The sequence below is a fragment of the Vibrio sp. T11.5 genome, from assembly GCF_027587155.1.
In the GTDB taxonomy this organism is placed as follows: domain Bacteria; phylum Pseudomonadota; class Gammaproteobacteria; order Enterobacterales; family Vibrionaceae; genus Vibrio; species Vibrio neptunius.
Genome location: NZ_JAPPTP010000001.1, coordinates 315,933 through 336,105 on the forward strand (window position 1 = coordinate 315,933; position 20,173 = coordinate 336,105).

At 45.6% G+C, this 20,173-nt stretch carries 16 protein-coding genes; 5 read left to right on the top strand and 11 right to left on the bottom strand.

Annotated features, from left to right (window positions below; translation table 11 throughout):
- Window positions 1-47: 47 nt before the first annotated feature.
- The 3 genes from OH455_RS01485 to OH455_RS01495 all read right to left on the bottom strand — a co-directional run bounded on the left by OH455_RS01485 (window position 48) and on the right by OH455_RS01495 (window position 3,028).
- Window positions 48-1,037, bottom strand: coding sequence for a membrane dipeptidase (locus OH455_RS01485; RefSeq protein ID WP_269980076.1), 990 nt, complete (start codon window positions 1,035-1,037; stop codon window positions 48-50).
- Window positions 1,038-1,103: 66 nt separating this feature from the next.
- Window positions 1,104-2,564 carry an aldehyde dehydrogenase family protein gene (locus OH455_RS01490; RefSeq protein WP_269980077.1) on the bottom strand — a complete coding sequence of 487 codons (1,461 nt, stop codon included), beginning with the start codon at window positions 2,562-2,564 and terminating at the stop codon, window positions 1,104-1,106.
- A 65-nt stretch (window positions 2,565-2,629) separates the two neighbouring features.
- The gene (locus tag OH455_RS01495; protein WP_269980078.1) at window positions 2,630-3,028 is read right to left on the bottom strand and encodes a RidA family protein; all 399 of its coding nucleotides are present in this window, start codon (window positions 3,026-3,028) and stop codon (window positions 2,630-2,632) included.
- 155 nt (window positions 3,029-3,183) lie between these two features.
- On the opposite strand from OH455_RS01495, the gene OH455_RS01500 reads away from it, so the two are divergent.
- Window positions 3,184-4,080, top strand: coding sequence for a LysR family transcriptional regulator (locus OH455_RS01500; protein WP_269980079.1), 897 nt, complete (start codon window positions 3,184-3,186; stop codon window positions 4,078-4,080).
- Between the two features lie 317 nt (window positions 4,081-4,397).
- Entirely contained in the window at window positions 4,398-5,354 is a 957-nt protein-coding gene (locus OH455_RS01505; protein WP_269980080.1) for an AEC family transporter, read from the top strand.
- Here OH455_RS01505 and OH455_RS01510 read toward each other — a convergent pair.
- The 6 genes from OH455_RS01510 to OH455_RS01535 all read right to left on the bottom strand — a co-directional run bounded on the left by OH455_RS01510 (window position 5,328) and on the right by OH455_RS01535 (window position 14,854).
- On the bottom strand, window positions 5,328-6,614 hold the full coding sequence (locus tag OH455_RS01510; protein ID WP_269980081.1) for a sensor histidine kinase: 1,287 nt from the start codon (window positions 6,612-6,614) through the stop codon (window positions 5,328-5,330). The genes OH455_RS01505 and OH455_RS01510 overlap by 27 nt on opposite strands.
- Window positions 6,611-7,294, bottom strand: coding sequence for a response regulator transcription factor (locus OH455_RS01515; RefSeq protein ID WP_269980082.1), 684 nt, complete (start codon window positions 7,292-7,294; stop codon window positions 6,611-6,613). Before OH455_RS01515 ends, OH455_RS01510 begins: the two co-directional genes overlap by 4 nt.
- A gap of 28 nt (window positions 7,295-7,322) precedes the next feature.
- Complete coding sequence (locus OH455_RS01520) at window positions 7,323-10,496, bottom strand: efflux RND transporter permease subunit (RefSeq protein ID WP_269980083.1); 3,174 nt, start codon at window positions 10,494-10,496, stop codon at window positions 7,323-7,325.
- Window position 10,497: 1 nt separating this feature from the next.
- Window positions 10,498-11,682 (bottom strand): efflux RND transporter periplasmic adaptor subunit, encoded by a 1,185-nt coding sequence (locus tag OH455_RS01525; RefSeq protein WP_269980084.1) that lies wholly within the window; start codon window positions 11,680-11,682, stop codon window positions 10,498-10,500.
- The gene (locus OH455_RS01530; protein WP_269980085.1) at window positions 11,679-13,070 is read right to left on the bottom strand and encodes a TolC family protein; all 1,392 of its coding nucleotides are present in this window, start codon (window positions 13,068-13,070) and stop codon (window positions 11,679-11,681) included. The genes OH455_RS01525 and OH455_RS01530 overlap by 4 nt, the downstream gene beginning before the upstream one ends.
- Window positions 13,071-13,273: 203 nt before the next feature.
- A complete protein-coding gene (locus OH455_RS01535; RefSeq protein ID WP_269980086.1) occupies window positions 13,274-14,854 on the bottom strand; it encodes an ABC-F family ATP-binding cassette domain-containing protein in 1,581 nt (526 codons plus the stop codon).
- Between the two features lie 481 nt (window positions 14,855-15,335).
- Here OH455_RS01535 and OH455_RS01540 point away from each other — a divergent pair, with 481 nt between their 5' ends.
- Together OH455_RS01540 and OH455_RS01545 are read left to right on the top strand one after the other, a co-directional pair.
- Complete coding sequence (locus OH455_RS01540; RefSeq protein WP_269980087.1) at window positions 15,336-15,806, top strand: GNAT family N-acetyltransferase; 471 nt, start codon at window positions 15,336-15,338, stop codon at window positions 15,804-15,806.
- 88 nt (window positions 15,807-15,894) lie between these two features.
- Entirely contained in the window at window positions 15,895-16,443 is a 549-nt protein-coding gene (locus tag OH455_RS01545; RefSeq protein ID WP_269980088.1) for a VOC family protein, read from the top strand.
- Window positions 16,444-16,535: 92 nt separating this feature from the next.
- Here OH455_RS01545 and OH455_RS01550 read toward each other — a convergent pair whose 3' ends face one another.
- Both OH455_RS01550 and OH455_RS01555 read right to left on the bottom strand, forming a co-directional pair.
- The gene (locus tag OH455_RS01550; RefSeq protein ID WP_269980089.1) at window positions 16,536-17,078 is read right to left on the bottom strand and encodes an outer membrane beta-barrel protein; all 543 of its coding nucleotides are present in this window, start codon (window positions 17,076-17,078) and stop codon (window positions 16,536-16,538) included.
- Window positions 17,079-17,209: 131 nt separating this feature from the next.
- Window positions 17,210-17,734: a TetR/AcrR family transcriptional regulator gene (locus OH455_RS01555; RefSeq protein WP_269980090.1), complete on the bottom strand. Its 525-nt coding sequence runs from the start codon at window positions 17,732-17,734 to the stop codon at window positions 17,210-17,212.
- A gap of 681 nt (window positions 17,735-18,415) precedes the next feature.
- Here OH455_RS01555 and dld point away from each other — a divergent pair.
- The gene (gene dld, locus OH455_RS01565; protein WP_269980092.1) at window positions 18,416-20,125 is read left to right on the top strand and encodes a D-lactate dehydrogenase; all 1,710 of its coding nucleotides are present in this window, start codon (window positions 18,416-18,418) and stop codon (window positions 20,123-20,125) included.
- The last annotated feature ends 48 nt before the right edge of the window (window positions 20,126-20,173 follow it).

Here is a 20,173-nt window from a genome sequence, read left to right on the forward strand (position 1 = left end):
CCTTGTTTTAGTTGTAGTAGTGGGCTGCTCCATGTTTGGGTTAAGGTTTATGAAATAGGCTCAAGTCCTTCTTTCAGGAAGTTAAACCAGTTATCACCCAGTATTTGTCCCGCCTCGGACTCACTGAATCCATGGCGAATTAATCCGTTGTAGATGTTCTCCATCCCTTTGCTTCCGCTAAACCACGGCAGCGCATCTGGCCAACCCGAATTGCTTGCGGAACCTTCGCCATAATCCATTGCTTTAGACCAGCGTCCATTGCGCATCCACTCCAACACTTGTTGTGGTTGGTTAAGGCATAGATCGCTACCAATGCCAAGATGTTCAACACCAAACAGTTCAGCGGTCTTAGCCACCATCTGGCAGAAGTCTTCTAATGAACATTGGCTGCCGTTTGGCAAGTGAAATGGGTAGAGGCTGAAGCCAATCAGGCCACCACGCTCCGTCAGCGCTTTAATCACGGTATTGGATTTGTTACGAAGCGCATCGTGAGCAAAGCTCGGGTTCGCATGGCTTATGCAAATCGGGCGAGAAGAAAGGTCAATCGCTTCCAGCGTCGAACGTTCCGCGCTGTGGGACATGTCAATGATCATCCCTACTCGGTTCATTTCCGCGATGGCTTGCTTACCAAAACGAGTAATGCCCGTATCGTTTGCCTCGTAGCATCCGGTCGCAAGCAAGCTTTGGTTGTTGTAGGTTAGCTGCATAATCAGCAAACCTTGGCGGCGCATCACCTCAATCAGACCAATCTCATCGTCAATTGGCGAGCAGTTTTGCGCACCAAAGAAGATGCCGACCTTGCCTTGTTGCTTAGCGGTATCCACATCGACCATTGAGTAGATGGGCATGATGAGATCGGAGTTTTGTTCAAAACGTAAATTCCACTCAGCAAATCGGCTCAGGGTTTCACGTGCATTTTCGTGATAAACAATGGTCGCATGGACTGCGGTGATTCCACTGGCCTTGAGAGTTTGGAAATACTCTCTGTCCCAGTTGCAGTACTGCAGTCCATCAATGATGATTCGTTGTGGGTACATAACCATTCCTCAATAATTCTTAGAACCGATCTATGTCGGGCAGCGCAGCGGCTGCCCAATGCAGACTTAGTACGGACGTTGGTAAGCCGTTTTCACTACGGTGTAGAACTCTTTGGCGTATTGCCCCTGCTCACGAGGACCAAAACTAGACTCTTTACGGCCACCAAATGGAACGTGGTAGTCTGTCCCTGCAGTTGGTAGGTTGACCATCACACAGCCGGTTTGCGCTTGTTGCTTGAAGATGGCACTCGTGCGCAGGCTTTGTGTCACAATCCCGCCAGTCAGACCAAAGCGAGTATTGTTGGTGACAGCAATCGCTTCATCTAAGTCAGCAACTCGAATCACGCTCGCCATTGGCGCAAACACTTCCTCCTGATTCACTTCCCAGCTGTTTTGCGTGTTGAGGAATAACGTTGGAGACATATAGTAGCCATCATGTTTGAGGTTCAAACGCTCGCCACCAAACGCTAGCTCAGCACCGCTTTGACGTGCTTTATCAATCCACTCGAAGTTTGCCTCTAGCTGATTGCCATCAACGACAGGCCCCATAAAGATGCCCTCTTCTAACGCATGGCCTACCTTAAGTTCGCTCATGCGTTTGATCAGTGCTTCTACGTAAGCGTCATGGATCCCGTCCATTACAACTAAACGTGAAGACGCAGTACACTTCTGACCCGCACCGGAGAATGAACCCGCGATGGTTGCTTCGACTGCAATTTGAATGTCTGCATCATCGGCAACCACTAGGGCGTTTTTGCTGCCCATTTCAAGCTGGCAGCGAACAAAGTTTGGTGCTGTTGCCGCTGCCACTTTACGCCCTGTATCGACGGAGCCAGTAAAACTCACACCATTCACGTCTGTTGAATTAATCAGTGTGTTACCAACTTGAGAACCGCTACCCAATACCAAGTTAAATGTGCCTGCTGGCAACCCTTGGCGATGAATAATTTCAGTCAGTGCCACGGCACTGGCTGGCGTCAAGTTGGCAGGTTTCCAAACAACGCTGTTACCAAATGCCAGCGCTGGCGCAATCTTCCAAGCAGCGGTTGCAGTCGGGAAGTTCCAAGGAGAAATAATGGCGATAACGCCCACGGCTTCGCGAGTCACTTCAACAGAGACCCCTGGACGGACGGAGGCAGCGTTATCGCCGATCTGGCGCAACACTTCGGCAGCGAAATATTGGAAGAATTGGCCTGCACGGTAGATTTCACCGCGACCTTCAGCAAACGGCTTGCCTTCTTCACTCGACAGTAACTTTCCTAGCTCATCGCAACGGGCAATCAGTTCATCACCAATCGCTTGCAGTACCGCCTGCTTGCGCTCGATGGGTGTTTTTTCCCACTCAGGTTGAGCCTGCTTGGCCGACTGAATAGCTTGTTGAACCTGAGCTTCACTCGCCTGAGCAAAATCACCCAGACTCTCGCTGATGTTGGATGGGTTAATGTTGGCAACGGTATTGATGCCTGACTGCCATTCGCCACCAATGTAGAGCGATTTTTCGGCCTGAACGTTGTTTAATGATGTCATGATGGCTTCCTTTGTTCTTGCTGACGGCTTTACTCGCCATCAGGCTGTTATTCGTAAATAAGGGGTTAGTGGGCTTGGCTCGCTGAAGCGTAAACTACAAACTCCACCAACATCTCTTCTCTTGCCAGGCCAGCAACGACCATGGCAGCGCGATTTGGGTATGGCGCGTCAAAGTACTCGGCGTAAACTTGGTTAACCGTTTTGAGGTATTCGCGGTCAGTCACGTAAATCAGCACTTGTAGGACAGAGTTCAGAGACTCGCCTGCGCATTCCAAGGTGTGCACCAAGTTGTTAAATGTCTGACGGGTTTGCGCTTCAATACCCCCTTCCACTACAGCACCAGTGGCATCAATCGGGATTTGCGCGGTGTACAGCGTGCCATTGTTAACAATCGCCCATTCCAGAGGAGCCTTTGAGGCGAACAGTGATGTTTTGACTGGGTGTTTTTGAGTGTGAGTATTCACGTGCTTTCAACCTTTTGTAACCAAATTGTTTCTCAGTAGTTAAATCTTGCACTTTGACAGACGATAAATCGAACGGTAAATTTCTTACATTCGATAAAAAAAACTTATCACTTTACTGAGGCTATGGTGAATAAAGGGATGATAAGGAGTCCGAGTTGAGCATCAAATTTCAACAATTAAAGCATTTTGTGATGGTGGTCGAAGAAGGCGGTTTTCGCGCGGCGTCACATCGCGCCAACCGCTCTCAGGCCGCATTATCCACATCAATAAAAGAGCTGGAAAAGATATTGGGACAAGCATTATTCGAAGCGGGTAACAAAGCCAAATTAACCCCATTTGGCGAAATCTGTTTGCCGAAGATCATTCAGTTTCTCAACATCTTTACAGCACTAGACAATGATTTGCGTGCTGCCGCAGCCGGCCAGCAAGGGCGAGTAAAAATTGCCAGTGTGCCTTCTGTTGCCGCTAAACTCATTCCGAGTGTGTTAGGTGCATTCTGCGAACAACACCCAAACGTAGAAGTCAGTTTGATTGATGACAATGCCGCAGGGGTCGAAGCGAGATTACTCTCTGGCGAGGTTGATTTAGCGTTGGGAAACCCGTCTCATCTCGATGACGACAACATGACGTTCACGCCATTATTGTCCGATCCGATTGGCGTGGTGTGTTTGAGTGATAATCCGATTGCGACTAGCCGAGAAGGTATTGAGTGGCAAACGCTGCTCAAGCAGCCGTTTATTCGTAACGGGACCTGCACTTTACTTGATCCGACGCCTGCTCGCGCCCTAAGTCAGCAAGCACTTTACTCGGTAGAGAACATCACTTCGCTATTTTCTGTATTAGAGCTTGGCATCGGTGTAACAACCCTGCCGAAATTGGCCTTCCCGACCAATGAAACCAGATTGGTGTGGATACCGCTTATCGATCCGCCATTGGAAAGACAAATCGGTATCTTCACGCTCAGCGACCGAACCATTTCTCCTCAGGCACAAGCCTTTCATAATCTATGTATCGAGTACTTGAAGTATCAAGGAGACAATAGTCAGGGGTGACTTACCTGATATAAAACCCATAGGGTGATTACCATGTTTATCCGCTTTGTTCACAGTTTCTCAGTTATGTTCAAAAACCGGGAATGTGATGATTTGACATACACTGCCCTTAACCTGTGTTGTCCGTTGACAATATTCAGGCAGTAGAAAGTGTTAACATTGTCGTAGACCAAATTAGCACCCACAACACCAAATTATCCAAACTGACGGTACCAGTCAACGGACTGCGTGAATGGTCTAATAAGCATCAAAAAATCTATTGTAAAACACAGTATGTATTGGCAACGTACTTCATTCAATTTACTTACAGGGCATATATGGACACACTATTTCAGCAATTGAGTTTCTCACTATCAATTACCGGTCCAATTTGCCTTATGTTGTTATTGGGGGTGTTTTTCAAACGTATTGGGTTGATAAATGACAATTTCATCGAGGTGGCTTCAAAACTGGTTTTTCAGGTTACGCTACCAACTATGTTGTTTCTGAGCATTGTGGTATCTGAACATGATTTCTCCGCCGCCAGCCGCTTTCTTGGATTCGCCGCCATAGCAAATATTGCATTTTTCATTTTCACTACGTTGTCCGTAAACCTGCTGTTTAAAACATCCCCCGATAAAGGTGTCATTACTCAAGGCGGATATCGCGCCAACACTGGTATCATTGGTATAGCCTATGTTGCCAATGCGTTTGGAGGACAAGGCATCGCACTCGCGGCCCTGTATGTCGCTATCACCACCTTTATCTACAACGTTCAAGCAGTGATATGCCTATCCCCCAAAGGGGGCACATCACCCACCGAAGCGGCGAAAGTCATGCTAAGGACGTTAACCAAGAATCCACTAATCATTGCGATCGTGTCCGCAGTGGTCTTCAATCTGCTTTCAATACCTGTCCCTAAGGTTGCTGTCGACGCAGGTAGCTACCTGGCGAAAATGACCTTGCCACTGGCTTTGTTATGCACCGGGGGTTCACTGGATTTGAGTAAAATGAGAAAAGAAAAGGGGCCGGCATGGTTTGCCAGTTGCTACAAGCTACTCCTAGCGCCTTTGCTTGTCACCAGTGCCGCCTATTGGTATGGGTTTAGAGGAGTAGAGCTTACGATTTTGTTTTTTATGAATGCCTCGCCCGTAGCAGCAGCAAGCTATGTCATGACCCGTTCAATGGGCGGAAACTCGGTACTGGCCGCTAATATTATTGCCATGACGACGGTTATTTCAGCCCTCACCTCTACCGCTGGAATTGTCCTACTTGTTTACATCGGGCTGATTTAAGTCCGTGATATCAGGCTGAGAAAAATGAATTTCAACACGTCGACCTGACGCTGTTGGGGTATTGTTATAGTACCAACTGTATTGTTTGATCAATCGCTCAGTGAGCTCCAGACCCAGACCAAACCCCAGCTCTTTTTCTCCGTCACCTTGGGAAACGTTGTCATTGGTAATAACAAGTCGACTTCCAGACTGCTCGATAATCACTTCCCCCTGATAGGTATGCTGAAACGCATTGCGAACCAAATTTGTCACTATGATCCGGCACAGACTATGCGGTAATGAGTGCTGTGTAGTATCTGCTTTGATACTCACTTTGACCTCTTTTCCTTGCAATAAGTATTCGAGTTCATGACCGATCTGATTAACGAGATCACCCATAGCAAAGTCACTGAATGGCAGTGTCTTGTCTTCTTGTCGATTGAGCCACAATAGAGTTTCAGTTAGATCTGTCATTGTGTACCCTGCCCGCTCGATACGCTCCAAGACTTCAAGCTGCTTGTCCTCACCCAACTTCTTAAGGATCATCTTTTTCAGTAGCTCCGTGTTGGTACGAGTGACGGCAATCGGCGTTCTTAATTCATGGCTGGCATAGCCCAAAAAGCGCTGCTCTCGTTCAAGGCCCTCCTGCACGCAGCTCAAACTGGATCTAATGATTTCTGCCAATGTGTTTAGCTCACTGTAGTCAAATTCCGGAATCGGTTGGCTGAGCTTTTCTTTATCCAAGGATTTTGCCCAGTCTTTAAGCCCCTCAACGGGCGTTGAGACACTGCGAATAAAGGCAACAAGTATCAAAGAAAACGCGAAGATTGCAGCGATAGCAACCAAAACAATGTAGACAAACTGTGGCATCTCACCTGGAGAAAATTCATTGTCAAGAAACAACACCGAAGCGTATCTGACGTCTCCTTTGTGCTCCATTTTCATGGCGAAATAGCCCTCTTTAGGCGGTTCAATAAGAGGAATACCGACGACGTTTTTGAGGACTTCATTAAGAACCAGTTCGTTTTGGTTCAGATTGTCTTGAATTGGCTGTGGTAAGTCTTGCCATCGTCTCGCAACCGTGAGGTCATTGATTTTCACAGGAGTGTTATCCGTCAATTCAACTTGGTACGCCTGCGTGCGCATGAACCCTGTCATAGCCATATCCAAACCAGAAAAGAAGTAACTTACCGCAACACCAGACATCGCGATAATCGTCAACGAACCAGTCAATAGCATGGCAAATAAAAAGTAGAGCCGCAGACTACGTCTTATTTTCATTGAGAAACCTCTTGTTTCAATGCAAAGCCGCGTCCAGTTATCGTATGAATCAATTTGGTTTCAAAACGGCTATCCACGGCTTTCCTCAGATTAAACATGTGCACTTTTAGGCTATTGCTGTCTGGTTGTTCATCTCCCCAAACACTCTGCATCAATTTTTCACGAGAGACGGTATTAGGGCTCGCCCTGACCAAAGTTTCTAGTAACTTGAATCCGATTGGCGAGAGCTTTAAGGGCTCATTCGATCGGGTTGCGATCTGAGTTTTCAGGTCAACTTCAAGATCGGAAACAGAGAGCTTAGTGATCTGCCCGCTGCGTCGACGAGACAATACCTGCGCACGAATAATCAGCTCTTCCATAGCAAATGGTTTGACTAAATAGTCATCCGCTCCTTTCGAAAAGCCCGTTAACTTATCATCAAGGGTATCTTTTGCCGTCAACATCAGAACAGGCACGTCAATCCCTTGCTCTCTGAGCCTTGCACACACTTCCAGGCCATTCATTTTTGGCAAGTTCAAATCCAGAATCACGGTGTCGTACTGGCCTTGTTGAATCAAGTTGAATCCGGACAAGCCATTTGCAGCGTGGTCACACTGAATATCTTCCAGAGCGAGGTAGTCAACAATCGCCTTAGCTAAATCCAGATCATCTTCGACCAGTAACAGCTGCAAGTTTTCCATGGCTACCTCTTACTCTATGAAACTACTATTAATTTAGACGTGAAACTCTTTGAGCGAGATTTTTATCACCCAACACCGCTACCTTCACTTTATTGAAGCCATTGTGAATATCACATTGGATCAATAATAGTGATGGGGTCAGCACTAGTGTAATCATCGTCGCGAACAAAATACCGTAGCCTAATGCAGCGGCAGCTGGAATGAGGAACTGTGCTTGCATTGATGTTTCGCTCAATAATGGTGCCAAACCTGCAAAGGTCGTGACTGATGTTAACAACACTGCCCTCAGTCTGCTGCTGCATGACTCAACAATCGCTTCACTCACCGGAACCTTATGCTTGCGTGTCAGTTCATTGAAGCGTGATACCAACAATAAGCTGTCATTGACCACAACACCACTCAGGGCGAGGATACCATTTAGCGACAGGATACTGATCGTCAGATCATTCAGCCAATGACCTAAGATTGCTCCAACTATACCAAACGGAATCGCTACCATAATGATGATCGGTTGAACGTAAGACTTTAGCGGTATCGCCAACAATGCAAAGATCACTATCAACGCCATAAGAAAGGTCGATTGCATTGAGTCTGTCGACTCTTGCTGCTGTTCCGCTTCCCCAGTAAAGTCAATTTTTAGCGTTGGATATTCAGATTTGAGCTTTGGAAGCAATGTTTTCTCTAACTGAGCCACCAGCTCATTAGACGACACCACGTCTTTATCCACTACTGCGGTTAAATAAACAGCGCGTAAGTTGTCTATACGTGTGATTTCCGCTTGCTGATAGTCGGAATAGACATTCGCGACCGATAACATTGGAACTACTTTTCCATCTGGAGTACGGACACTCGATTGCTGAATATCCGCCAGCGTTTGACGATCACCTTCTGGATAGCGAACTCGAACTTTGACTTCGTCTTTCCCACGCTGGAAGCGCTGAACAATATCACCACCGAAGGATTGTAATACCTGCTTCGCGAGGCTCGAAGTATCCATCCCTAGCGCACGCCCCTGCTCGGTCAGCTCAAAACGGTATTGCGGCTCACCAAGATCTAAGTTGTCATCAATGCCGCTCACACCCCGTGTCTGTTCCAGAGCCTGTTTAAATGTATTACCTGCCTGCGTAAGAATCGTGTCGTCGCTAGCTTTGAGCTCCACTTTAAAGTTATCGACCATTTCCATTGAAGAGAGCACTTTAAGCTTCTTCATCCCTTCCATCTGCCCGGACATCTGCAACCACAAGTCAGCAAACTCACCTGAGCTATAAGTCGCATCCGCAGAAAGCTCTACCTGTACGGTTCCAGTGCGGTCTTCATCGGCAATCACCTGAAGGCTAGTAATGTAAGATGCATTCTGATCGTTACGCTCGCTACTCGCTATCAACTGCTGATCGGCTTTAAGCGCATTGGCTTCCAGTTCAAGAAGATTTGTTCGAGTCTGACCAAAGCTGGAATCGTTGTACATGCTGATTTCAGCACTGACCGTATCGCCGGCAATGTCAGGGAAGAAAGCGATTCTCACTGCTCCAGTCAATGGCATACCAATTACGAGAATAAACAAAGCGATAAAGGCCATGAGCACAGCATAACGGAACTTTAACGCCTGCTTAATTACCTGCTTGTACACTTTGTGATTGAACCATTCCAGGCCATTGTCTGCACCTTGTTGGATGTGGCTCCAGATACCTTTCTTCTCACTTCGATGGGTATTGATATGGGCAAGATGCGACGGCAGAATAAATTTGGATTCAACCAAGGATAGCAACAGACAGATGGTAACCACAGTGGCAAACTGAGCGTAAATCTGACCCATTTTTCCATCAACCGCTGCAATTGAAAGAAACGCCACGACGGTTGTAAGCACACCAAAAACAGTCGGTGCTGCTACCTTTAATGTTCCAATAATCGTGCTGTTGAGCGAATCCCCATCTTTCCGTCGCGTCGAATAAATACTTTCCCCGACGACCACAGCATCATCAACGACGATTCCCAGCGCCATGATAAAACCAAACGTGGTCATCTCATTGATGGTTAAACCAACAAAGGAGTCGGTCATAAAAAATAATGTGCCAAAGAAGACGAACGGTAAGCTCGCCGCAACCCAAAATGCGACACGAATGTTTAAAAACAGTGCCAGTACAATAAACACCAGAGCGATACCTGTAAGGGCATTTTTGGCCAATAGAGATAATCGCTCTTTGATCAACGTACTTTTGTCGTACCAAGTCTCAACATCGACGTTGTCAGGTAGCAAATTGCTGCTACGCCATTGTTCTACAACTTGTTTAGCTTGTTCTACGATTTGTACAACGTCGCTGTACTCATCCATGACAATCTGAATGCCCATCGAGTTACTTTGGTTGTATCGTGACAAGCTAAAAGTGTCTTCCTCAAAGGTATCCGTGATACGAGCAATATCGCCTAGCGTAATTTGGCTGCCGTCGGAATGGGTGAGAACAGGGATCGCTTTAAAGTCTTCAATCTCGTAAGCCTGCTCAGAGACCTTAAGACGAACAGTTTTCTGGTCATTACGCAAGCTGGTTGAAATACTAGTGGATGATTCGGCATTAATCGCATCAGATACATCGGTAAGCGTTAAACCATACGCTTGCAATTGACTCTCATTGACCTCAACTGAAATCATAGGATCGATTTCCGCTTTGATTTCCAGATCACGAATCGCACTTTCAGCAAGTAAGTCGGCTTTAAGCTGCTCTGCTAAGTCCTGTAATGTAGCGCGGTCCGCGTCGCCATAAAGTTGAACCCATATAGCGTGATCCTGCATCCGAGCCTTATCAATTACTGGATTGTCAGCTTCAGCTGGTAGATTGTTGATGGCATCTACTTTGGTCTTCACATCAGTCAGTAAAGCATCGAGACTATAGTTGGTCTCTTTTTCGATAGAAACATGGCTACCCGATGCGCTTGAAGTCGACGTAATGCGCTTTATTCCTGCGACCGTCTCTAAAGATTCTTCAATCTTTATCGATATCCCCTCTTCTGCCTGAATAGGATCACCACTGTCATAATTGACCGACACGGTCACGATGTCCGGCTCCAAACTTGGGAATGCTTCCTTACGCAATGAATTAACCGACAACAAGCCGATAATAATGACTCCTAACATGAGCAGGTTAGCGGCAACCGGATTTTGCGCGAACCAAGCGATCATGCCTTTTGGTGTTTTAGATTGATGCGCCATGCTACCCCTCCTCACTTGGCGTGACTTTCATACCCGGCTTAAAGTTACTCAGCGGTCTGACAACCACTTGAGCCCTTTCTTCAGCCAAACTCGGAGTAACATATACTTTTCCATCACGACTAAACCTTTTGCTGGCGTTCGATTTGTTCAGCAAACCTTGTTCATCTACCGTCCAGATTTCGCCCTGCTGAGATATGGCTGAAGCTGGCACTTCCCAAAGACCATTCACTTCAGCTCCACTCAACGTTGCTTTTACAAAAGTCCCCGGGTAGAGGGGTGAGTCTGCCTCAAGAGGTTTATCTACAACCACAACCAGTGAACGCTGGCGCGTGTCCTGAGTCACGTGTTGATACTTTCTCTCAACCCTTCCAGTCCATTGGTGGGCATCACTGGTGTCTGTCAGTGTCACCTGCCAGTTCTTGATGTCGCTGGATATGGGCAAATTTGACCATTGCTGCTCTGACAACGAAACTTCCACTTCAACACGTTCGACACTGTAAAGAGTGGCGACTATACTGCCCGCACTCAAATAGCTCCCCGGCTGCACTTCTCTACTTACAACTAACGCCGTGAATGGTGCACGTATCTCTGTGTCTTTGAGGTCTTTTTCTGCTTTCCTTAATGCCTGCTTTGCATTGGCTAAGTTTGCTTCAGCGCTGGCAAGTTGAGGCTCTCTAAGAACTAGAGGCGAATTCGGTTCACCATCTAAGCCAGAACGTTGCCATTCAGATTTGGCTTGCTCACCCTCTCGCTGCTCTTCTAACAACTCAAGTTCTGCCGTCGCGACATCAGATTTAGCCTGAGATAACGCCTGCTGATATGACGTATCATCCAGCTTTGCTAGTATGGTGCCCTCAGTAACTACTTTGCCTGTCTCGAAGTCATCAGACAAGGTGATCACTCGGCCACTGACCTCACTGGCATAGTTAAGTTGATAACGAGATCGAGTTTCTCCATAACCCACAACCTGAGCTTGATAACGGGCACTGGTAGTCATCTGCACCGCGACTTGCTGGAGGTTCAAGCTTTCTTGCATCAATGGCTGTTGCAAGGTCTTCGTTGCTTGTTGCTCAGACTGGCTATTCTCGCCCGCCTGAGCCATGTGACTACCGTTATAGCCGATGGCGGCAAAGATGCTTCCGGCAGCGACAAGTGTCACCGCTAGAGTGATGGCATTTTTCTTCATGATGAGACTCCCAAGCCCAAAGCTAGGCCTAAATCGATTCGGTTTAATAAACGTTGATAAGTGGCATTAACCAGTTGTGCTTCAGTGTCGTAGGTCTGCTGTTGAACGGTCAGTAAATCAAAGATGTCGACCAGACCTTTTCGATACTTTTCTTCGTAGCTGACAAAGCTACGCTTCGAACTGGTAAAGGCTTGATTAAGATGCAGTTGCTGCTTTTCAAGCGAATACTCCTGCCCAACAGCGTTTTCCACTTCATTAATCGCCGTCAACAATGCTTCCTGATAAGCCCAATAGCTTTGTTCTGTAGTGAGTTGAGCAATGTCAGCCTGAGATTTAAGCTTTCCCCCCTGAAAAAGTGGTGCGGATAGTTTTCCGAGTAGGCTCCACAACGGATCAGTTAGCAAGGCCTCGCTGGGTGACTGCGCAATATCCGTGAAACTTGCCGTCAGGCTGAAGGATGGCAGCATAGCTTTGTAAGCAGCGTCGGTACGAAGAGCTTCAGCTTCGATATTGTAGAAAGCTTGCTGCAAGTCTGGTCTGCCTGCCATGTTTTGTTGAGCAAGAGAATCGAGAGGATTCAGGACCTGTGGAAACGTCATCGCTACCTCTGGTTGCTGCAACTTGGGTTGCCATTGCCCCGTCAATAGTTGGAGGCTGCGCCTACTCTGTTCTAGGTTTTCCGCATATTCAGCGACCGTTGAGCGCGTCGACGACGTACTCGTTTTGGCGTTATCCAAGTCTTCCAGACTACCTAGCCCCACTTGATAACGCTCTAGAACCAACACCTCGTTGTTTTCCAACACATCCAACCTTCTCAGCTCAATATCAAGTAGTTGCTGGTTGACGCTGATTTCTAACCAATTACGCATGATATTAGCCGCCAACAAATCTTTTGCTGATTGCAAGCTTGCCTGAGAGGCCGCAACATCTTTTCGTGCTGCCTCACTGCTATCTGCCAGTTTTTGCCACAGATCCAGCTCCCAACTCACGGTCACGTCGCCAGTATAGCTGTCATCAGTGTCTTGTTTGGATTGACCGCTATAACTGGCACTTGCAGTAGGCAGCTGATCTGCCACCGTTACTCCTTGCTGGGCATAAGCAATTTTCAGCGCGATCACGCTTTGCTGCAAACTAGGGCTATGAGCAAACGCGGCGTGTAAGTATTGCTCAAGCTCAGGGACAGAGATCAAGTCCGTCAGTTGAGTCGTTTGGCCGATATCACCAGCCTCAAGTGAAAGTTGTCGCTCGACTACTACCTGCGCCAATAATTGCTCAACCGACTGAGCACTATTCTGCTCAGCCTGTGTGGCAAAGTCGGCATCGGTCCCCGTCGCACAGCCCATAACACCTACCAGCGTCAGAGCAAGAATGGAATATCGCAATGTCATCGTTGTTTTCTCCCGCTATTGTGCGAGAAAAGTAACAAACAGGGGGGTTAAGGCAGGGTTAAGAGCAACGCTATATGCGTATTAAACGTGAGAAAATACTCAGACTCCTATGATAAGGCGGCAGGCTATACACGATAGAGTACACTTACCACTTCAGAGCGCTATGTGTCAGAGGTTTTTAGGGGCATGGTACCCCTGTTTCCTTAAACGGCCTTTATATTCAATATGTTGTTGATTCCGGTTTCATCGACAAAATCTTGATCATGACTGACCAAAATAAAAGGCCCTGAGTACTCAGCTAACGCTTCAGCCAAAAGTCGCTTTGAGTCAATGTCTAGATGGTTGTCAGGTTCATCAAGCAATAGTAACGGTGAACTGGGTTGATGACTCACCATCAATATCGCCAGCTTCATTTTCTCTCCACCACTTAGCATAGAAACCGTTTTAAAGACGCTGTCTTTACGAAAACCAATTCCAGCCAGCACAATCCGAGCTTCACGCTCTGATAAATTAGGACAAGATTGACACAGCATAGCTAGCACACTGAGCTTCTCGCTCAACAAACTAAAATGTTGATCAAGATAGACCGTTTTTGTTTTGCGTTTCACTCCTTGGTGAAGATTTCCCGTGGGAGAGTTCAGCGCTTTTAATAGCGTCGATTTACCGCAACCATTAATACCCGATAGATGTATACGGTCTGTCTTCCCTATCCTTAAGCTAACAGGCTGCCAAAGACATGTATCTACGCAGAAGTCAGTGATGGAAGCCAGATTAGCTCGTGTTTCCTTGTCAGGTTGAGCCAGATAAAAGCTCTGTTTTTTAACTTCTTCTTGCTGTTTTTTTAAGGTCTCCAGCTTGTGCTGGTTGCGCTTCAACTGGTTGTTTTGATTGGTAATAGCAGCAGATCGAGTGGCTTGCGCGCTATCCTTCATTGCATCCATAAGAATTTTGGGTTGGCTCCCTGACTTTCTGGTACGATTGCCCATCGCCTCTCGCTGCTGGGCTTTTTCGGCATTGAGCTGGATCTGACGCTCAATCTTCTTCTTTTCTGATTTGAGATTGTCAATCTTGCTGCTTAAAGCCTGTTTCTCTACGTTATATTGGCGCTCGAATTCATCATAGCCACCTCGATAGCTTTTCAAACCTAATGAGGAGAGGTGGCAGATAACATCAGCACAGCGTAGTAACGCTCTATCATGACTGACTAATAGAATCTTACCAGGGAATGCTTTGAGTTTATTTATCAACCACTGTTTTCCTTGGGTATCGAGATGATTGCTTGGCTCATCAAGCAACAAAATATCCGGACTTTGCTCAAACAAATAATAAAGCTGAAGCTTAGCCAATTGCCCTCCACTTAGGTGGCAACAGAAGTCATCCAATGACAGCGCAATGCTCAAATGAGCCATAAGCTCTATTGCTCGCAGCTCTACCTCCCAGTCATCGCTAAGGCGGTCAAAGTCTTCCTGACGAGTGCTTCCTTGTTCTATAGCCCTCAGAGCCTGACGTTTGTCATCGATACCAAGGTATTGCGCAATGGTCATATCACTGATTAACAACTCTGAAGGTACCTGCGAGTACGTAGCAACCCTCCCTTGACGTTCGACATTACCAGCGTCAGGCAAGCAGTCCCCCGTCAAGATGGAAAGCAACACCGACTTACCGCTACCATTTTTTCCAGTTAGGCCAGTAATATGATGATTTAACGATAAATTGATCGAACGGAATAACCATTCACCCGTTTCAAGCTGACGTGAAATTTGAGATGCAATTAATGCAGGCATATCGCCTCCTTTTTAATTCAAAAGGGGTCGCCATTGTGCGGTGATATGGCCGAGCGTATAAAATGCCGAGATAATCCAGATAAACTGGCAAGAACCACCATTGGTGGATTTTAGAAATGTACTAAGATTGCGGCAACGCCCACTAACCCCGAGTGTCCAAAGTGTTGTTTATATTGGATGTCAGGAAGTTAGCTGTTCATTTAGGCGTTAGCTCCTAGAGAAGTGATGTGCAGATTATAACCAGCTTTATTTAAAAGTTGCAATATCGCACAGGAGATAATATCAAGAAAAGATAACCACTCGGACTGTTTCGCCACAATGGCTAGACAGTAAGACCTAAGACGCCTTAACTCTCAGATTTTGAGGATTAGACTCAAGGTATCTATTAGTGAATATTTATCATGTTATATTGCTCACAAAGCATACTTAATAGATAAGTGACGCAGACTCGAGATTCAAATGTTGGCTATTAGGAGAAGCAATGAGTATAACGTTCAGAAATGCAAAAATTTGTGATGCGAAGGCAATCAGTGAGCTGATTTTACCTTTAGCAAAAAAGTATGTTTGTCCAACGTGTGATCCCTCAGTACAAGGTGTTTTGCTCAAATCCATGTCAGAAGAAAAGGTAGAGCATTATCTTTCGACAAATTATCACTACGTTGTTGCGGTGACTACAAATGATGAAATCATTGGCGTAGCAGGGATTAGAGACAACTCACATCTGTATCATCTATTCGTAAACGATCGCTTTCAAGGTCATGGACTATCTCGTCAATTATGGGAGGTGGTTAAGGAAAATGCGCTAAATAACGGCAACAAGGGGATATTTACAGTCAATTCAGCGATAAATGCGGAATGCGTATATTTACGTTTTGGTTTTAAGCGCACTAAAGGTATCAGAAATCGCCAAGGTATGATTGATGTTCCAATGATGTTAGAGGCTAGTTGCTAACAAATAGGTGGATATGCTCTTATTGCTTTTGTTACTCGAAATGAAAACATGATCTCAACACGGCTGTATAAGGATGAAACTATAAATTATGGATGAAGCAATCTTTCCAAATATTCAGTTAAGTCATATTGAAATATATGTCAAAGATATAGTAAAGATGGAAGACTTTTATACTAGGAAGTTAGGTTTTGTTGTCACTGACAGAGGCGAAGGGGAAAATGGTCTGGTTTTTTTAAGTCGCAGCCCTGAAGAACACCACCAGATTGTACTCAGTCCCATACACTCGTCTAGGCTTGATGAAAGCCCAATTGATCATATTTCTTTTAGAGTGAAAAGTATTGGTGATCTAAAGCTTTTCAATTCATCATTAAGGTCAGTTTCTGACATCAATTTGCAAACTGTATCTCACGGCACCACTTGGTCTCTATATTTTCGTGATCCTGAAAACAATAGATTTGAAATTTTCACAGATACACCATGGCATGTAAATCAGCCATGTAAGTTCCCTATTAATCTAGAATTATCTGATCAAGAGTTAATTGAATTTACAGAGAATGAGGTTAGAACCATGCACGGTTTTTGTCCAAAAAGCGATTGGAAAATCGCTCATAAAAAGAGTTTAGGCGAATTTGCTTAACCAAGGCCGTATAAGAAATTCAAAAGCCAACAGAAAGGGAGTAGTAACTTGATGCTATTCCCTTTTGTTTTTTCTATTAAGTTAACCGAAGTTCAGAACTTAATGTTCATACCAGCAAAGATCACATCGGATTCAAAGTCATCAGCCAACAAAAACTTTCTGTATTCCAAGTTTAAACCAAGGGTACTAAAAAATATCAGCTCAGTGCCAGCTCCGTAGTATGGGTGTAGTCCGCTGTGAGTATCAGTTCTTTCTGTTCCCCCAGAAGGCGTATAAGTTTTCTCAACATCAGAATAATTCGCGCCACCGACAACATACAAATTGAGGAAAGAAACAGGAGATACGCCCGCTTTCAAGCCAGCAAAGCCAGTAGAGTAAGTCACTTCTTGCTTGGTCGTCCCAAAAACAGATGTGACGATGTTGCTTGTCATACCATCAACTGCAGCATAACCGATCTCTGCGGCAAAGTTGGGGTGGAATTGATACGCGTAATCAATCTTGCCAGCAAAACCCGAGTCACTCCAATCATTCGGCCCATCCGTACTACCACCCCCTATCCCAAAGCCGATTTGATGATTACCTGCAAACGCGGCTGAAGATAGCAATATTGGCAATAGTAAAAGCATTTTTTTCATCGTTGAGTACTCATCATAAACATCTCATAAAGCTGGAAAATAAAGCAAACTTTCAATAAGTTGTACATATTCTTTGTAAGCCTTTGTCAGAGCATTGTATAAAAAGGTGTGGTCATTGATACACGCTTCGACTAGACGATATTGAAAATTTTACGATACTTATCCTCAAGTTCTTGCAAGGCTGCTGTTAAGTTCGGCTCTGGTCGACTGAGGTGAGTAATCAGAGTCATAAAATAGCAGTCCATAATTAGTGGTATTTTTTCAGCTCCCTTGGTCGACAAGTTTGAGTTTGCAAATACAGCATCATTGTAAGATTGGTAGTAATCCATGTCCCAAATAACTTCTTTGAGCAGCGCTCGACTTAAGTTAACGTTAGCAAAATAATAACCATAATAGGTTGTTGCAAACCTCAGCCCAATAGCCATTACGTCGTGATCAGAGTTGGATATTTCCTGTTCAGCCATCTCAGTAAGCTGAGCTAGCATACCTTCACGCAATATCGCGAGCTTATTTTCAAAATGGCTAAAGACAGTGCCATCGGCCACTCTTGCATGCCTTGCTATTTGACGTGTCGACGTTTCCTGATAGCCCTGTGCTGCAAAAAGTTCCCACGCAGCGCTAAGGATCCGTTGTCGCGTTTGTTCTCTCTTTCCCATGATTTCTTCATCCCAAATATTGCTGCTAGATCATACCTGTCACCAGATGAGTTGACAAATTGAGCGCGCTCATTTAATAATTGAGCGCGCTCATTATTAAATATGGAAATTCTTATGAAAGAATCTTTTAAGAAAGCCATCACCCTTTTGGTTCAGTGGTTAGTGTTCATACCGATCTTGTTTTGCTTCTCTTACGTTTTAAGACCAATACTGATGTCAATTTTGATCCCTGGCGGTCTGTTGTTTCTTGCCATCATTGGAGGTGCGGAGGTAAGAAAAGTAATGAAGGAAATGCTAATGTCTTCCTTGACTAAATGAGTCTAAGTAATGAATACGACTCAAACAGGTAGAGCAATTCGGTCATGTTCGCTCGTAACTGTTTGCCTTACTCTCGCGACTCATCATTGGTTTAAGTGAGGGTTTGATCACTTAATTTTTACAACTCAACATGCATTGATTATGTTGATTTTGGAACAAGACAATAGTACTTATTCCAATAATAGATGAATAGCAATCACCTAAGTAGTTGATAATTAGTGACTTAGCTCATAAGGCGTGTTTTATTGACCGAGAAAGCGCGCAGCTATGAATTTTCACTTCTGGTTCGAAATGAGTTTCGAATTTAAAATATCAAAAACCAGAAAGTAACAAGCACGTCACAAAGGAAGCAAAAGGGACGCCATGAGTAATCAAGCGCTAATTCAGACATTCATCGACATTGTCGGCCAAGACCATGTGTTAACCGATAACAAAAAAACCGAATATTACCGCTCAGGCTTCCGCTCGGGTAAAGGAAAAGCACTGGCGGTTTTGTTTCCCGGTTCATTAGTTGAGCAGTGGCGTCTGCTTCAGGCCGCGGTAGAAGCGAACTGCATTGTGATCATGCAAGCCGCCAAAACCGGTCTAACTGAAGGGTCTGCACCAAGTGGTGACGATTACGACCGCGAAGTTGTGGTGATCAATATCATGCGCATCAATTCGCTGCATTTGATTGAAAACGGCAAACAGATCATCAGTTTACCGGGTGTGAGCCTTCACCAACTTGAGAAGAAGCTTAAATCGGTTAACCGGGCGCCTCATTCCGTGATTGGCTCTTCTTCAATTGGTGCGACCGTTGTTGGTGGTATTGCCAATAACTCCGGTGGCGCTTTAGTCAAACGCGGCCCTGCCTATACGGAATTAGCGCTGTTTGGCCAGGTCACCAAAGAAGGCAAACTAGAGCTTGTGAATCATTTGGGTATAGACGGCCTTGGTGACACGCCAGAAGAGATTCTGACCAATGTTGAACAAGGCAACTTTGATCCGTCTAAGATTATCCACAGTGAGGCGATGGCATCAGACAAAGAGTACGAGGCTCGCGTTCGTGACGTCGATGCAGAAACCCCTTCCCGTTTTAATGCAGATTCCAGACGTCTGTTTGAAGCCAGTGGCTGTGCAGGTAAGCTGGCAGTGTTTGCTGTTCGTGTCGATACCAACCCTGTCGCTGAAAAAGAACAGCTTTTCTACATCGGCTGTAGCGACCCAGCGAAGATGACGATGCTGCGCCGTGACATGCTCAGTGGCTTTAAACATTTGCCAGAAATGGGCGAATACATGCACCGCGACATTTTCAATCTCGCGGAAACTTACGGTAAAGATGTCTTCCTGTCGATTCATCACCTAGGCACTGACAAGTTGCCTAAGTTCTTTGCGCTAAAAGCAAAAGTTGAGTCGCTCCTGAAACGCATTCCATTTGTGTCTAAAGATTTGCCAGATATTACACTTTACTGGCTCAGCAAGCTGTTTCCACAGCACCTTCCTAAGCGCATGCTGGAGTTCAGAGACAAGTACCAACACCATCTGATCCTAAAAATGAGTGATGGTGGTATCGATGAAGCGAAAGAGTACTTGGAGAACGTCTGGTCTAAGCAGGACGGATGTGAGTACTTTGTTTGTGATGCAGATGAAGGCAAGAAAGCTCTGCTTCATCGCTTTGCGGCTGCGGGTGCTGCGATTCGTTATGAAACCATTCACTCCAATGAAGTGGAAGACATTCTGGCGCTGGATATTGCTCTGCGCCGAAACGACATTGACTGGGTGGAACAGCTACCTGAAGAGATCAGCAAAGACTTAGTTATGGGTCTCTACTACGGTCACTTTATGTGTCATGTCTTCCATCAGGATTACATCTTCAGAAAAGGCGCAGATACGAAGAAGATCAAACAGAAAATGCTTGAGCTTTTAACTCACAAAGGCGCCAAATACCCAGCAGAGCATAACGTAGGCCACCTTTATGAAGCAGAAAAACAGCTTCAGGAGTTCTACCACTCATTGGATCCAACCAATACCTTTAACCCGGGCATCGGCAAGATGAGTAAATACAAACGTAACTGCAGCTGCTGTAGCGGATAACAGGCTTATTTAAAATAAGACCCACTCTGAGCTTTTTCAGTTCTTAAC

What these genes read in the sequence shown, in the direction of transcription:
- OH455_RS01485 (WP_269980076.1), bottom strand. Translation starts at nt 1,037, where the DNA reads ATGTACCCACAACGAATCATCATTGATGGACTGCAGTACTGCAACTGG.
- OH455_RS01490 (WP_269980077.1), bottom strand. Translation starts at nt 2,564, where the DNA reads ATGACATCATTAAACAACGTTCAGGCCGAAAAATCGCTCTACATTGGT.
- OH455_RS01505 (WP_269980080.1), top strand. Translation starts at nt 4,398, where the DNA reads ATGGACACACTATTTCAGCAATTGAGTTTCTCACTATCAATTACCGGT.
- OH455_RS01510 (WP_269980081.1), bottom strand. Translation starts at nt 6,614, where the DNA reads ATGAAAATAAGACGTAGTCTGCGGCTCTACTTTTTATTTGCCATGCTA.
- OH455_RS01515 (WP_269980082.1), bottom strand. Translation starts at nt 7,294, where the DNA reads ATGGAAAACTTGCAGCTGTTACTGGTCGAAGATGATCTGGATTTAGCT.
- OH455_RS01520 (WP_269980083.1), bottom strand. Translation starts at nt 10,496, where the DNA reads ATGGCGCATCAATCTAAAACACCAAAAGGCATGATCGCTTGGTTCGCG.
- OH455_RS01525 (WP_269980084.1), bottom strand. Translation starts at nt 11,682, where the DNA reads ATGAAGAAAAATGCCATCACTCTAGCGGTGACACTTGTCGCTGCCGGA.
- OH455_RS01530 (WP_269980085.1), bottom strand. Translation starts at nt 13,070, where the DNA reads ATGACATTGCGATATTCCATTCTTGCTCTGACGCTGGTAGGTGTTATG.
- OH455_RS01535 (WP_269980086.1), bottom strand. Translation starts at nt 14,854, where the DNA reads ATGCCTGCATTAATTGCATCTCAAATTTCACGTCAGCTTGAAACGGGT.
- OH455_RS01540 (WP_269980087.1), top strand. Translation starts at nt 15,336, where the DNA reads ATGAGTATAACGTTCAGAAATGCAAAAATTTGTGATGCGAAGGCAATC.
- OH455_RS01545 (WP_269980088.1), top strand. Translation starts at nt 15,895, where the DNA reads ATGGATGAAGCAATCTTTCCAAATATTCAGTTAAGTCATATTGAAATA.
- OH455_RS01550 (WP_269980089.1), bottom strand. Translation starts at nt 17,078, where the DNA reads ATGAAAAAAATGCTTTTACTATTGCCAATATTGCTATCTTCAGCCGCG.
- OH455_RS01555 (WP_269980090.1), bottom strand. Translation starts at nt 17,734, where the DNA reads ATGGGAAAGAGAGAACAAACGCGACAACGGATCCTTAGCGCTGCGTGG.
- dld (WP_269980092.1), top strand. Translation starts at nt 18,416, where the DNA reads ATGAGTAATCAAGCGCTAATTCAGACATTCATCGACATTGTCGGCCAA.